The sequence below is a fragment of the Legionella beliardensis genome (genome assembly GCF_900452395.1).
Classification (GTDB): domain Bacteria; phylum Pseudomonadota; class Gammaproteobacteria; order Legionellales; family Legionellaceae; genus Legionella_C; species Legionella_C beliardensis.
Genome location: NZ_UGNV01000001.1, coordinates 2,695,970 through 2,710,146, shown reverse-complemented (window position 1 = coordinate 2,710,146; position 14,177 = coordinate 2,695,970). Strand labels below are relative to the sequence as shown.

Sequence of the window (14,177 nt, the reverse complement as noted above, 5' to 3'; positions counted from 1 at the left end):
TTCCTAAGCTCTAGTAAACATGAATTTTACTAAAGGAGTTGCATTAAGGTATCTAATTGATCAGCTTCAACAGCTGGTTTATCCCAGCGTATACGATTAATACGCGGAAACCGTAAAGCTAAACCTGATTTATGACGAGTGGATAAATTAACAGCATCAAAAGCAACTTCAAAAACAAGCTTTTTTTCTACCTCACGTACAGGCCCAAAGCGTTGAATGGTATTATGTCGAACCCAACGATCGAGTTGTACTAATTCTTTATCTGTGAAACCAGAATAAGCCTTACCAATCGGTAAAAGTTTTTCATTCTGCCATAATCCGAAGGTAAAATCAGAATAAAAAGAAGAGCGTATGCCGTGACCTCGCTGTGCATACATAAGTACCGCATCTATAATAAAAGGATTGCGCTTCCATTTAAACCAATGACCTTTAGGACGTCCTACAATATAAGGGCTTAAATTACGCTTAATCATAACTCCCTCAACAGCGGCATGATTTTCAGCTAGAATTTGCTCTTTTAATTGATGTAGAGTTTGATTATTTTTAATAGTTAAGAGTTCTGATAATAAGATTTTATTAGATGGAAAGGTCTCTACCCATTCGCTTAATTTTTTTCGCCGTTCTTTAAAAGTTAAAGTCGTCAAGTCGGTCTGATTCCAGGCTAAAATATCGTACACAATAAGGCCGGCAGGAAACTCTATAAATAACTTTTTTGAGGGGGTTTTTCTGTTTAAGCGCTGTTGTAATTGATTAAAACTACCGATACCTGTAGATGTGTGAACTATTAATTCCCCATCTAAAACAACGTCTCCTTGAATTAATTCTAGTAGATCTGGGAAAGTACCACTAATATTTTCTCCAGTACGAGTAAACAAGGCTTTACCCTTTGTTGTTGAGACTACTTGTACACGAATGCCATCATATTTTCTTTCAAACGAAAATTCTTGCGGATTGATTAATTCAATATCTTTTTCTTCTAGAGGATGAGATAGCATAATCGGGTGAAAAAAGATATTTTCGCTAACTACAGGCTCAGGTGTTTTCTTTTCTAACCAGGCGAATAAATCAATATAAGGCGGCTCTAATCCATGCCAAATTTTCTCTATTTGCTGAATAGTCACGTGACCATATTCGGCTAAGGTCTTTTTTAAAAAACGTGTTGAAATACCAATACGTAAGCTACTTGTTCCTAATTTTAAAAGTGCCCAGCGCTCTGTAGCATTACATTGATTTAATAACTCACCTAGATAAGCTTTAATTTGGTCTTTGGGTAATGAGTTAAAATTAGAAATAATGACTGATAGAGGCGGTAATTCATGCTCTTTACCGTCTTCTTGCACAAACTCAGGCCAAAGTAAGGCCACAGTCTCTGACATATCACCAACGTAATCGTAGGATAATTCAAATAATACAGGATCAACTTTTTCCTGCATTAATTCCTTGATTAAAGACCGTTTGAAAGTCGGAAAGACTAACGTATTGGCCATAATAGCTAAGGCATAACCGCGCTCAGGATCAGCGGTTTCCTTAAAGAACTGTTGAATGACAGTCATTTTATCTAAATGACTGTAAGTAAAATAGAGTGTACTTAGTAGCTGGGCAAATTTTTTCATTATTAATCCTCAGGATCATCATACCCTAGTAAATGCAAAGCTTGAGCCCGATAACCTTGCTGGGTAGCATAATGCACGAGCGCTTCTTCGCGCCCATGCGTTACCCAAACTTCTTTAGGATTAATTTCATGAATAGTTTGAATTAATTCATACCAATCAGCATGATCAGAAATGATTAGGGGTAATTCTATGCCTTTTTGTTTTGCTCGTGCTCTAATCTGCATCCAACCTGAAGCCATACAAACCATGACTTGAGCAAAGCGTCGACTCCATTTATCATGTAAGGCACTCGGCGGACATAAGACAATTTTTCCTTGTGAATTATATTTATCTAAGGTATTAGCCGATTCTAGAGGGCCTAATTCAATACCTTGTGCTTCATAATAATCACATAATTTTTTAAGTGCGCCATGAATATAAATGGTTTCTAAATACCCAAGTATACGCAACGTCTTAATTAAACGTTGACATTTGCCTAAAGCATAAACACCTACGAGATGACAGCGCTCTGGAAAGATCATTGTTGAATGAAGTAACTTTTTTACTTCATGTTCAATAGGTGGGTGTTTAAATATCGGTAAGCTAAACGTTGCTTCAGTAATAAAAACGTCACAAGGTTCAGCAATAAAACTGTCGCAGGTAGGATCAAATGCGCGCTTGTAATCACCTGAAATGATTAAACGCGACCCTTTATATTCAATTACTACTTGTGAACTACCTAAAATATGCCCTGCTGGTAATAAATAAAGTGCTACATCATTCACTACTAAGTGCTCGTGATAGGATAAACCTTGTAATTGGCTAGCACAGTTGTCAGTGTAACGAACATTCATAATATCAATCGTTGCGTTATGCGCAATGACTGACTGATGCCCTGAACGGGCATGATCGGCATGAGCATGAGTTATAATTGCTTTATCGACAGCGTAAACTGGGTCAATGTAGAATTGGCCGGGAATGCAGTATAAGCCTTCTTTTTTAATTGCTAGCCATTTTTTTGGATGCACCTTAATTACTTCTTTTAAGCTTTTTTAAAGTATAAGATCTTAATTTGAAATAACAACCTGCATGAGGATAATAATGCGTTTAACGGATGTTAACCGTTTAATTCCAACCTTTTTGCTTCAATGGTTTAAGCAAAAAAACTGGATTATGCATTCTTTTCAGCAAAAAATGTTTGTTGTTTTTGCTAAAAATCAATCCACCTTATTAGTGGCTCCCACAGGCGGGGGTAAAACATTAGCAAGTTTTTTGCCGGCTCTGGTTGATATTCATTTAAATCAACCACAAGGTTTGCATACGCTTTATATTTCTCCCTTAAAAGCATTAACACAAGATATTCATCGCAATTTACTTCTACCTATAAAGGAGATGACGCTTGCTGTTGAAGTTGCTATACGAACAGGCGATACCTCTTCTTATCAGCGGCAAAAACAACTTAAAAAACCACCCAATATTTTGTTAACTACACCTGAGTCCTTAATGCTTTTATTAAGTTATACTAATGCACAAACTTTTTTTTCAAAGATAAAATTAATTATTATCGATGAGATTCATAGCTTAGCGACTAATAAACGAGGGGATTTTACTAGCTTGGCTTTAGCGCAATTACACCAATTCTCTCCTCAAGCGATGCGCATTGGTTTATCAGCAACAGTAGCAAATCCACAAAAATTAGCCAGTTGGCTTGTTCCTGTAGGAAGTAAAGTAGATATCTTAAATATCAAATCTCATCACAAACCCTCAGTTCACTTACTAAGCACTTGCACTATGCCTTATAGTGGCTTTAAAGCTCGATATGCTATTTCTAGCATTTATGAATTATTACTTAAACATAAATTAACGATTGTTTTTGTTAACACTCGCGCCCAAGCTGAGTATTTATTTCATCAGCTTTGGATGTGTAACGAAGCAAATTTAGCTATTGCAATTTATCACGGCTCACTGAGTAAAGAGCAACGCTTAAAAACAGAAGCACTTATTGTTGAAGGTAAAATTAAAGCAATAATAGCAACTTCAGCTTTAGAACTTGGAATTGATTGGGGAGATATTGATGCAATCATTCAAGTTGGTGCGCCTCAAAGTATTAGTCGCTTAATACAGCGTATTGGTCGTTCTAATCATCAATTTAATAAAGCCAGTTTAGCCTATATCGTACCCACTAATTATTTCGATGCCTTAGAATCAATAGCGGCTATTAATGCTGTTGCTAAAGGTAAATTAGATGACGAGGAAATGCATCTAGGCGCGCTAGATATAGTTGTGCAATTTATTATTAATAGTGCTTGTAGTCAGCCTATTCAGAAAACAAGTTTATTTAAAACAATTCGCAGTGCCTATCCTTACCGTTATTTAAAAAAAGCTATTTTTTTAAAGTTATTTCAATTTGCTGTTGATGGTGGGTATACCCTACAGCATTACCCGCAATATCATAGATTAACCAAAGAAAATTATAAGTATGTCCCTAGCTCATCTAAGGTGATAAGACGTCATCGTCAGAATATTGGAACAATTATTGAAGCAGCCCGTTTGCGTGTAAAAGTTATTAATAAAAGAAAGGATAGATATGTAGGAGATATTGAAGAATCTTTTATTCAGGAATTAAAGGCAGGCGATTCATTTCTGTTTGCGGGAGAGGTTTTAGAATATGTTCGTATACATGATATGCATGTTGAAACTCGTAAAACTAAGGCACTTGAACCCAAACTACCTTCTTACCGTGGTGGAATCATGCCTTTATCTACTTTTTTAGCAGATGAAGTACTAAAGCTAATTAATCAGCCACAGTCTTGGACAAAGCTGCCGCCTAAGATTAGGGAGTGGCTAAAATTACAACAGAAGTTTTCATTAATTCCAAATGACAAGGCTGTTTTAGTTGAGCAATTTACCTATAAACAAAGAAATTATTTAGTTATCTATAGCTTTGTAGGCCGACGAGCTAATCATAGTTTGGGCATACTATTAACGCAACGCCTAGAAGTTTTAAAATTAAAGCCTATTAATTTTACGGTTATCGATTATGGTTTAGCTATTAGCACAGTTAACCCAATCGAATCACAAACTATTGCTGAGTTATTTACCAGTAAGATTCTATATGAAGAGTTAGAAATATGGTTATCTAAGTCATCCTTATTAAAACGTACCTTTAGGCAAATTGCTATTATCAGTGGCTTAACGGAACGCCAAATAGCCTCTACACACAAATCAATGAAACAAGTCACGTTTAGTACAGATTTAATTTATGATGTGTTGCAGCGTTATGAGCCTGAACATATTTTATTAAAAATTACTCGTGAAGAGGTTGATAAATTATTAGTAGATATTGAAAGGTTAACTAATCTACTAAAACGCTTCCACCACAATATTCATATAAATTTATTAAGTCGTCCTTCTCCGTTTGCTATTCCTATTTTGTCTACCTATGTAACTGAAAAATTAAATGGTACAGCCGAGGAAGAGGTATTATCTTCTGCTGAAATTGAAGCGATGGCTGTTAAATTAATTAATGAGGTTAAAAAAATTGTTAATTAATGATAGTGAAAAAAAGTTAATCCAAATAACATTTGCTAAGCACTTATTAATTTTCAGTGGCTTAGGAGTCATTTATTGGCCAGAGCAACAGTTGCTTATTGTTGCCGATCTTCATTTAGAGAAAGGCTCTTATTATGCTAAACGCGGAAATCCACTTCCTTTATATGATACGTGGGATACACTTAAACGCCTTGAACAGGTAGTTGATTATTTCAAACCCAAAACACTTTTATCTTTAGGTGATAATGTCCATGACCCAAATGCTTTTTTACGTATAGATAATTCAGCACTAAAATTACTTGAGCAAATTTCTCAACAGTTAGATAAATGGATTTGGTTAATGGGTAACCATGATAAAAAGGCTATACTTAACTTTGCCACAAATATTTATTTCTGTACTTGTTGGAAATTAGAAAATATTACCTTTACTCATGACCTCTTGCCTGATACGCCCTACCAAATAGTAGGCCACTATCATCCTAAGTTGAAAATTAAAAAGATTACCGGTAAATGTTTTCTAATAAATCAAAATAAAATAATTATGCCGTCGTTTGGTAGTTATACTGGAGGGCTTGATATTAAGAGTGCTAATTTTGAAAAATTAATGCAAGATGAACTATTTAACGTTTACTTAATGTATAAAGAAAAAATTTGGCACATTAAATAACGGCTTTTACTTCATAATTAAATACATTAAAAACTGGGAAATTAAAAGGTTAATATGAGTAAACTTAAAGAAGGGGATAAAGTAACTTGGGATTCTCCGCAAGGAAAAACTAAAGGTACTGTTGAAAAAAAGCTTACCAAAGATACCAAATTAGGGAGCAAAACATATAGAGCATCTAAAGATAATCCTAAAGTAAAAGTCAAAAGTACTAAATCCGGCAAGGAAGCAATTCATAAAGAAGATAGTGTAAAAAAAAATAAATAGGTTATTAACTTTAAAATAAGAAATATGAATGTTTAAACAGAGTCTAAATGCCGAGAACAACGTAGACCAAGTCGATTAAACTTACTGACAAAGAGCTGCACGCTTTTACCATCAGGCGCAAAATATTGGTACCAAGCGCTATACTGTGGGCCATGTGTAGTTTGAGTAGAGCTCCAATAATAACCTAAGAGAGAAATAAGGCCATTGTCTACAAGACTGGATTGTATGTTTTGCAAGGTAGGTGTGCTTGAAGTACCACAGATAGCATCGCCATAACCCATTTCACACATTGCTGGTAAATACCAATCGCTATAATCATTAATAGTTTGCTTACAATAGGCTGCTGCATAATAGGCCGGATCAATAGGCGCACCTTTAGCATTATTTTGATAAAAAAGATAAATGTTATCCGTATTACATGCCCCGTCTTGACTTCCATTGCATGCATTTTGACCAGCTACTTGTCCAATATTAGGAATAGGTGCTGACGGGGTCGACCTATTTGAAACACCAAAGATACTATCGTAGGCGGCATCATCAGGTGTATTCCCATTACCATTGGAGCTCCAAATAACCCCATTAGGATGAGGGGGAGCTTGGTCTGCTAGGGTAACGACCTTGCCACCAACACTTTGAGTATCTGCCGTTGAATCATCAAAAGCATAGACATAGCCGCCTTGATAAATACAACCATAGTTTAATACTACAACCTCGCTAGATATAGCGCTCGCATTATCAGCTGTTACTCGGATTATTCCTGGAATAGGGCTTGTTCCACTCGAACAGGGATTCGTGCCATCTGAGGTGGCTGTATTACCTGGAATAATGGTAATGATACAATGATCACCTGCTGTAAGAATATTTTCACAAGTGGTGGTGCTTGTGGTACCTTCTGGCCAGGCAGGCAAGTTAACGGTGAAATTGGTAGCAGGTAAATTACCTGTGTTTTCAATGGTAATTATCCGAGCTAAACCAGAATTGGGTGCTCCATTGATACCATATTCAATGATTCCTGCAGCACTCAATGCTAATTTATTAACACTCATAGTTAACGCCGTAGTATTTGTAGTACAGGTTATCCCAACATTGCGAACATTCGCTTCTCCTATAGTGCCACTGGGATTAGTTACTTTACAATTTTGTGTCTCTGGATGATGGCGCACCGTGACATGGTAGGTTGCATCTTTGGTGATTGGAGTAGGAAAGGTAAAAGGGCCATTATTATGAATAGACAAATCATCCATCCCATTGTTTTGCAATACGACTGTACCGTCTAAACTTAAGACCTTTCCACCAACAGTATATGCCTTAGTTGCACAAGTTACTTGCACATTGGTGATATTAGACGTCTTTATTCTTCCTCTCTTATTAGCTAGCGTACAGCGTTGAGTTTTAGGTTGTTGTAATATCGTAACATCATAAATTGCGCCTTGGGCTACTGGCTCAATAAATGTAAAAGAACTATTACTATTTACTGTCAACGTATCGCTACCGTTATTTTGGAGTACAAGGGATTCAGAAGAGGCTAAACCCGAAACACTACCTCCCACTGTATAAACATGAGTAGAACAATTTACGACGATGTTGGCCACGTTAGCCTTAGTGACTACGCCATTGCCATTACTCACTGTACAGGTCTGATTACGAGGTTGGTTTTTTATTGTGATCGCGTAAGAACGCCCAGGCGATAAGGCTTTAGGAAAAGTATAAGTCCCATCTGTATTTAGGATAAGCTTATCATGGCCATTATTTACTAGAATCAAGCGCCCATGAAGACCAAAAACAGCGCCGCCTATTGTATAGTTTGCAGCCGGTCCTTTAGTAATTCTTAGAACATCATTAAGGCTTGGCTTATAGCATTTACTCCAAATACATTGGCTACATACTACAGGGCCTCCTTTTATATTTCCCGACAAAGCACGTCCATTAATGGTTAAATTTAGAATGCAAGATTCTTTATAACCTAATACAAAGTTTTTAGGGCAGTAACCTGCTGTAGTTATTTGTTTCACGCCAATAATAGGCTTCATCGCAAGCTTATAAGGGATTATGGATTGATTTGTAATTTGATATTTTATGGTGGCCGTATCATTTGCAGGAACTGTAATTTTGGTTGCAGTTAGAGGTTTAAATGTCCACCTGGCTAAATCTGCGTGTACTAAAGTGATAACAAGCATCATTCCAATAACAGAGAGCATTCTATTCATTAAATTCCTTTTATTTACTATGCTGTCCTTAGAGATGCATTATTTATAAATTACCATGACTACAGCAGAGAATAAACTAAATACAGGCATCGTTTGCCTTCATCTTTGATTTCTACAATAACTATCTTTCAATTCCAGCCATGAACTTTAGCATTAATTATAATGATTGGTTTAAGTGACAAATGATTAGACCTAATTTGTAATTTAATAAAAATCCATCTAACTTTAAATTTAGGTTTGGATAAAATTATTGAAAGGAATATCAAATGCCCCATACTAAAGATTTTAAAAACGAGTCACAAGATGCACGTCGTAAAGATGAGCACAATTCGGTGCATCCTGACGAAGCACGTGGAAAATCAGATAAGTCATACAAAACTTCAAGTAAGCCCTCGAATTCAAAAAATAAACTAAAAAAATAGAGGCTCTACGTTGTGGCTAGATTTCAAAATAAGCATTCGGTAGCGATCTTAGAACCGAAAAAGAGTTTTATAATTCTAAAATAGACGGTAGTAAGTTAAATCTTGCCCTTGAATAGAGCTTATAAGCTTGATTAATTTTATAATCAAATCTACCTAGTTAAAGCACAAGGCTGAATGAACTAGGTAGATAGAATTTATTTAATAATTAAATTGCGGTGAGGTATTAAGTTGTTTAAGTTTGTCATTAAATAAAATTTCTGCTTGATTCATTTCTTCTTCAATGTCTAATGTATGCCAAGTAAGTGCAGTATCGTCTGAAAATTTAATAATATAATTTTTTATATGAACCTCGTCTCTTTTCTGGAAAAAACCAGCTTTATAAGTTGTTTTAGTTTCTTCCTTTTCATCAAAACTTAAACCTTTTATTGGCTTGTCTCCAAACTCTTGTGTCATTAATTCAGAAAATTCTTTATCAAATAAAATTGAGCTAGCTTCTTTAAGAGCTCCTTGAGCTTGACTTATTTTATGTTTCGCTTTTATTAATACAAAAATATTACACTTAGCATCCTCTAATCTTGAGCCTAATTTCTCTATTTTAATATAATAGGGTATGCATAGTGATTGAAACTCTTTACAAAGAGCCTCAATTTCTCGCAAGCAGGCGACATTTGCATCAAATTTATAAGAATGTGGAGAGCGTTGTTTTATAGCAGCAATATAACGAGACTTTATATCTAGTAGCTTCATTTTTTCCTGAGCAGATAACTTCATTGTACATCAATCCTTAAGCTAGCAGTTTATAGTAACGGAAGAAATATATCGGTTTGCTAATACGATGGCAATATTAGCTTATAAACGATAATGAAGGAAAGATTTATATTATGTATTAATTTATATTAGTTAATGCATGCAAATAATTATAATTAATAGTTTTTAGGATAATGGGGCATAGAGTGAGGCCTTCAAATAGTCTAATTAAGTGTGATTACTGGACTAACCAGTTGCGGAAAATTAGAGATGTTGCTTAGGCAAGAAAAGCTTCCAATTAAGTATCAAGATCACAGTCTAATAGGTAAATAGATTAATTGTCGTGAGTACCATCTAGTAGAGTCAGACTCGTTGCTTATTCATAAACTAGATAAAGACTTTATTATCTTTGAAAGGGCAGGAACTCATTCTGATTTATTCAAATTGCTAATGCATCAAGCATTTAACCTTGAGTAAATTCTATATCCCCAAAATAAGCTTATTGCTGCAGCAATTCTCAATAGTCTCTAGTATTACTACCCTTCATCTTCATTATTTCAGCAAACTTATAGTTAATAAAATTAGTAAACTAAGAGCTTATTAAATTAATATCTAAAAGACATTGTAGTCTCAACATCCAAAGCATGCTCGATAGCAAAAGCATTAATTTTTTCTAACAGCTGTTGTTTGAGTGGTTCAGGAGCAAAGCTGTGTTCAATAGCGCGTTGAGTGATTTTAAGTAAATCTTTAGGTTCAAGATTTAATAAATTTTTAACATAATCATATTCAGACTGTAAAGTCGTGTTGAAAAATGGTGGATCATCGGTACTTAGCGAGTAACTCACGTTAGCTTCATGGATAATAGTTAATGGATGCTCTAGGTCTTTATACTCTTGAGGATAGTATGCCTTAGTTTGTAATTTATGATTACTTGTTGGGCATACTTCAAGATGGATTCCTCGTTCTTTTACCACTTGTAATAAGTTTTTATCAAAAGCTGCATGAATACCATGTCCAACCCGTTGCACGCCTAATAATTCAATAGCTTGTAGTACATTATCTGAATTTGTAAGCTCACCAGCATGGGCCGTTAATTTTAATCCTGCCTCTTTTGCTTTTTTGAACGCATTTACAAATAGCTCTGGATGAAAATTGATTTCATCACCTGCTAAACCAATACCACAGACATAATCATGTTTATTTTGAATAACCTGCTCAACCAATTGTTCACAAGTTTTTTGACCGAGATGCCTTACTAATACAACAATAATGCGCGATTCTATTCCAAATTCTTGATGAGCTTTTTTTATTCCCTCTTCTACCGCATTAATTGTTTCTATATAGGGAACTTTAAATCGAGACAGATGATCTGGAGATACAGTAAGCTCAGTATAAATAGAGCCTTGCGCGTGACTAAGTTTTAAATATTCATAAGTTATTTGTGTCAGTGCTTGTTTACAGTTCACTACACTACTAATCTCATCATATTGTTGTAAAAATTCTAGGAAATTTGTCCATGTAAAGCCTTTGCCATCTTCTGAAAATAATAAGGGTGATAAGGTAACCTGATAAGCTTCACTCATTTTTTTTACTAGCTCAGGTGACATTGTTCCTTCAAGATGAACATGTAATTCGGCTTTTGGCATTATTTGCATCAGGTCTAGCTTTTGGGGTTGAGGATTTGTAAATAGGCAGGGAGATTTAATGCCATATTTATACATGTGGGCTCTCTTTTATTATAAATTAGCCAGAGAATATAAGTTGTGAGTAATGAGTTTGCAACTCACTTAGAGAAAATAGTTATTTATCTTAATTACGCTCTGATTAATTTTAAACATAACTAAAATTAAAACACCTTTTTAAAGGTTTTAATTTATAAGTCTATAAAATAAATTTTTTAAATCCTATCCTTAGGACGAGATATCATGAAATTAAGTGATGGCAGTCAAACCCTTATTATCATTTCTGCTAGTCTAATCATTCGTCTACTAAGCCGATCTAGACGTACGACACAAACCGTGTCTCCTTGTCGAAGTTTTCCTAATAAACGATTTAATTCCTTACGATCATTTTTGCCCCGCTTACTTTTTCACTAAAAATTTCATCACAGCCAGCATCTTTTAGCTTTTGAATTTGAATGTCTAGGCTTTGATCATTAGGGGAAACACGAGCGTATCCAAATTTCATTTGCTATCCTTAACACATCTGTTTGCCCCAAAAACTTAAAAAGATGAAAGTTTTGAGACAAATAGTTTTAGGAGTATTTTTGGAACACTATTTTGATAGTAAAATAAGAAAAAGGACACCTATGAACCTATTTCTATCTCGGAAATAGCCAAAGATTGGAAATATTGTATTGAAGGTTGTGATATAGATGGTAAACCGTTACGAGTGATTATTACGTTTACTAACGATTTAATGCCCATTATTACGGTTATTAGAATCTAGTTGGAGTAAGGCTATGAAGTCTAAAAAATTGAAAAATTATATTTATGAAGGATTGGGCTTTCCTATTGAATTACAAGAAGTCGAGTTAAATTTGTATTGACGATGAATGGTATCCTAAAATAGATGTACAAAAAGTAGCTGATGAGGTAATAGCTAAGCTTGCAGAACAAGCCACCCATGATTTATATTGCAACAGCTTAAGTAATTAAGTGAATATAGTTACTAGAGAGCAGGGTGTATATAACGTTGCTTAAAGAAATCCGCTGATGAGTCTAATCAATTCTGTAATTAGATTAAGTAGCCATATTTAAAAACCCATAACTTATCCGGTCTACGTATTTTTTTAATAAGAGAATTACAATGTATAAATTCCTTGATTTTTTTAAAGACAAGCAAAACCGAATCGTATTATTCCAGATGCCTAATGGGCCGCTGATTTTTTGGTTTATATTCGCAGCATTGGATTTTTTTTGGAGCGATAATCAACCCAGGATTCATCATCTTTTACAGATGCTTAGTTTTGGTTTTATCTTTACGTGGGCGTGGTTAGAGATAACAAGTGGCGTGAATTATTTTCGCCGTACGCTTGGCCTGTTAGTTTTGATTATCGCAGTTTTCTTTTCATTTTATAATAGAATTTGAAAAGTTTGAGTCAATGATGGAATTACTTGATGATAATGAATTGGCTAAGCTAGTTGAGCATCGCTTATCTTCTCCTTTTAAATCTGTAAAAGTTGATATCGATGCGCTATGAGTTACTTTGGCACCTAAAGAATGGAAAAAACTTGCAAAGGGATTGCAGGAGCAATTTAAAAAAATATTAAAACGCCGCCTTGATAACCCACATGTCACATCGTCAATCCTACGTAACAAATTGAAAGACTGTATTTTGAAAGAATAGGTCTTTCCCATAATAAAAAAAATTATCTGAATTAGCACCCACATCTCGATTAAATAAAGAAAATAACCTAACGGTTCATGATCCCTGTATTTTTGAGTTCCTTCGTTTAACCTCCCGAGAGGTTAGGAGTGAGTCACATTTAGAGACAAAATTTCAGATGCTTAAGATGGCTAAATATAATCCAAAAAAAATCTAGATTGGGCTATGCCACTGATTGGCCCTAACAGAGTTTGGACTTTTTTGCACAAGTCCATCCAACCATTACTTGATTTAATCAGATACACATTCACTGAACAATTTGAAACAGAAATTTTTCATAAAATCGTCGTTATAAAACGAAATAATCAATATACCCATAAAAAAATCCCTTTGATGCATTAATTGCCTCTTAATACACATATTGAATAATTATTATTCAGTAAAAGCTAATTGAGAGGAGTACAGAATGACAAACATAAAAGATATTTTAAGGGAGGCAATGAATTATTCTAACTCCATCATTACTAATTCAGCTGCTAAACGTACCTCTACACCTAGTGAAATTAATGAGATAAATGAACGCATACGAACAATGCGAACGTCTATATTGAAAACTTGTCAACAAGTTGATCCATCTATAACTCCAAGAAATTTGGAATCAGGTAAAGGGTTTACTGATGAAAAAATTCTTTTGATTAAACAAAAGTACATTGAAAAATATAATATGGGAAACTGTGGTGAATTTGTAGCTTTGACCATTACCTACCTTTTAAATAATTATCAACATGAATTATATAATGCATATATTGATGTGTGGGCATCTGGTAGGAAAGGCGATAATCCAACTCATGTCTATTTACGAATATGGGACTTTGAGCATACCGATGTATGTATGGATCCTACCGCAGGAGCAATCTTTGATCGTGTTAAAGCAAAATGGGTAGGTACCGTTTTTTTTCAAGGCGGTCGGAGTAATTGCCCCAATCGATACGAGGTGTTCTCTGAAAATTCTACACTATATGAAGAAAAACGTTTAGGTACTGTTATTCCTTCGGATTATAATCGTTCCCTAGGACCTAAATTTCATGCCCATGTAGATTGGCTTGTATCCATAGACAATGAATTGGAGCAACCTAATACTACAATAAAGCAGCAACGCTGATAATTAAGCTAAAACCGCGGCATTATCAACTTTATTCACTGGTTTTTATATAGAGAAGCAAGGAAGCTTTCATACATTTTATAATCATTCTCTATTAGGCTCTAATTAGAGAAAAGTAGCGCGCTTCACAGGAAGGCATATCCCTAATCTGATACAGCAATTTTTTTTATTTCCGCATTGAGCGGAAACAAAAAAATCATTATTGACCGCATACCCACACTATAGCTTCACTTACA

The 14,177-nt window shown here is 34.8% G+C and carries 12 protein-coding genes and 1 pseudogene; 6 read left to right on the top strand and 7 right to left on the bottom strand.

The genetic code is table 11. From position 1 onward, the window contains the following. Positions 1-29: 29 nt before the first annotated feature. Complete coding sequence (locus DYE47_RS11920; protein WP_115303494.1) at positions 30-1,613, bottom strand: cisplatin damage response ATP-dependent DNA ligase; 1,584 nt, start codon at positions 1,611-1,613, stop codon at positions 30-32. A gap of 2 nt (positions 1,614-1,615) precedes the next feature. Beyond that, a complete protein-coding gene (locus DYE47_RS11915) occupies positions 1,616-2,620 on the bottom strand; it encodes a ligase-associated DNA damage response exonuclease (RefSeq protein WP_115303493.1) in 1,005 nt (334 codons plus the stop codon). 73 nt (positions 2,621-2,693) lie between these two features. On the opposite strand from DYE47_RS11915, the gene DYE47_RS11910 reads away from it, so the two are divergent. Genes DYE47_RS11910 through DYE47_RS11900 form a run of 3 tightly spaced genes read left to right on the top strand, consistent with a single transcriptional unit; the run spans position 2,694 to position 6,075 of the window. Then, positions 2,694-5,144 (top strand): ligase-associated DNA damage response DEXH box helicase, encoded by a 2,451-nt coding sequence (locus tag DYE47_RS11910; protein ID WP_207385178.1) that lies wholly within the window; start codon positions 2,694-2,696, stop codon positions 5,142-5,144. Then, on the top strand, positions 5,134-5,811 hold the full coding sequence (gene pdeM, locus DYE47_RS11905) for a ligase-associated DNA damage response endonuclease PdeM (protein ID WP_160149898.1): 678 nt from the start codon (positions 5,134-5,136) through the stop codon (positions 5,809-5,811). Before DYE47_RS11910 ends, pdeM begins: the two co-directional genes overlap by 11 nt. Positions 5,812-5,865: 54 nt before the next feature. Next, positions 5,866-6,075 carry a hypervirulence associated TUDOR domain-containing protein gene (locus tag DYE47_RS11900; protein ID WP_115303490.1) on the top strand — a complete coding sequence of 70 codons (210 nt, stop codon included), beginning with the start codon at positions 5,866-5,868 and terminating at the stop codon, positions 6,073-6,075. Between the two features lie 32 nt (positions 6,076-6,107). Here DYE47_RS11900 and DYE47_RS11895 read toward each other — a convergent pair whose 3' ends face one another. After that, positions 6,108-8,282 (bottom strand): hypothetical protein, encoded by a 2,175-nt coding sequence (locus DYE47_RS11895; protein WP_115303489.1) that lies wholly within the window; start codon positions 8,280-8,282, stop codon positions 6,108-6,110. A gap of 266 nt (positions 8,283-8,548) precedes the next feature. Between DYE47_RS11895 and DYE47_RS16200 the strand changes: the two genes are divergently transcribed. Beyond that, positions 8,549-8,704, top strand: coding sequence for a hypothetical protein (locus DYE47_RS16200; RefSeq protein ID WP_165482035.1), 156 nt, complete (start codon positions 8,549-8,551; stop codon positions 8,702-8,704). Between the two features lie 198 nt (positions 8,705-8,902). Here DYE47_RS16200 and DYE47_RS11890 read toward each other — a convergent pair whose 3' ends face one another. Continuing rightward, the gene (locus tag DYE47_RS11890) at positions 8,903-9,475 is read right to left on the bottom strand and encodes a hypothetical protein (protein WP_115303488.1); all 573 of its coding nucleotides are present in this window, start codon (positions 9,473-9,475) and stop codon (positions 8,903-8,905) included. Between the two features lie 309 nt (positions 9,476-9,784). Between DYE47_RS11890 and DYE47_RS16625 the strand changes: the two genes are divergently transcribed. Continuing rightward, positions 9,785-9,928, top strand: coding sequence for a type II toxin-antitoxin system YafQ family toxin (locus DYE47_RS16625; protein ID WP_115303487.1), 144 nt, complete (start codon positions 9,785-9,787; stop codon positions 9,926-9,928). Between the two features lie 128 nt (positions 9,929-10,056). Here the strand turns inward: DYE47_RS16625 and add are convergent, their stop codons facing one another. The 3 genes and pseudogenes from add to DYE47_RS16505 all read right to left on the bottom strand — a co-directional run bounded on the left by add (position 10,057) and on the right by DYE47_RS16505 (position 11,638). Continuing rightward, on the bottom strand, positions 10,057-11,172 hold the full coding sequence (gene add / locus DYE47_RS11880) for an adenosine deaminase (RefSeq protein ID WP_115303486.1): 1,116 nt from the start codon (positions 11,170-11,172) through the stop codon (positions 10,057-10,059). Positions 11,173-11,396: 224 nt separating this feature from the next. Then, positions 11,397-11,471 (bottom strand): annotated as a pseudogene (locus tag DYE47_RS16510) (hypothetical protein); the annotation flags it as partial. Positions 11,472-11,503: 32 nt separating this feature from the next. After that, complete coding sequence (locus DYE47_RS16505; protein WP_242604190.1) at positions 11,504-11,638, bottom strand: recombinase family protein; 135 nt, start codon at positions 11,636-11,638, stop codon at positions 11,504-11,506. A 1,607-nt stretch (positions 11,639-13,245) separates the two neighbouring features. Here DYE47_RS16505 and DYE47_RS11860 point away from each other — a divergent pair. After that, a complete protein-coding gene (locus DYE47_RS11860; RefSeq protein WP_115303484.1) occupies positions 13,246-13,941 on the top strand; it encodes a hypothetical protein in 696 nt (231 codons plus the stop codon). Positions 13,942-14,177 lie beyond the last annotated feature (236 nt).

Bases quoted from the DNA above. Each gene is read 5' to 3' on its own strand.
- DYE47_RS11920 (WP_115303494.1), bottom strand. From the start codon at position 1,613: ATGAAAAAATTTGCCCAGCTACTAAGTACACTCTATTTTACTTACAGT.
- DYE47_RS11910 (WP_207385178.1), top strand. From the start codon at position 2,694: ATGCGTTTAACGGATGTTAACCGTTTAATTCCAACCTTTTTGCTTCAA.
- DYE47_RS11900 (WP_115303490.1), top strand. From the start codon at position 5,866: ATGAGTAAACTTAAAGAAGGGGATAAAGTAACTTGGGATTCTCCGCAA.
- DYE47_RS11895 (WP_115303489.1), bottom strand. From the start codon at position 8,282: ATGAATAGAATGCTCTCTGTTATTGGAATGATGCTTGTTATCACTTTA.
- DYE47_RS16200 (WP_165482035.1), top strand. From the start codon at position 8,549: ATGCCCCATACTAAAGATTTTAAAAACGAGTCACAAGATGCACGTCGT.
- DYE47_RS11890 (WP_115303488.1), bottom strand. From the start codon at position 9,475: ATGAAGTTATCTGCTCAGGAAAAAATGAAGCTACTAGATATAAAGTCT.
- add (WP_115303486.1), bottom strand. From the start codon at position 11,172: ATGTATAAATATGGCATTAAATCTCCCTGCCTATTTACAAATCCTCAA.
- DYE47_RS16505 (WP_242604190.1), bottom strand. From the start codon at position 11,638: ATGAAATTTGGATACGCTCGTGTTTCCCCTAATGATCAAAGCCTAGAC.
- DYE47_RS11860 (WP_115303484.1), top strand. From the start codon at position 13,246: ATGACAAACATAAAAGATATTTTAAGGGAGGCAATGAATTATTCTAAC.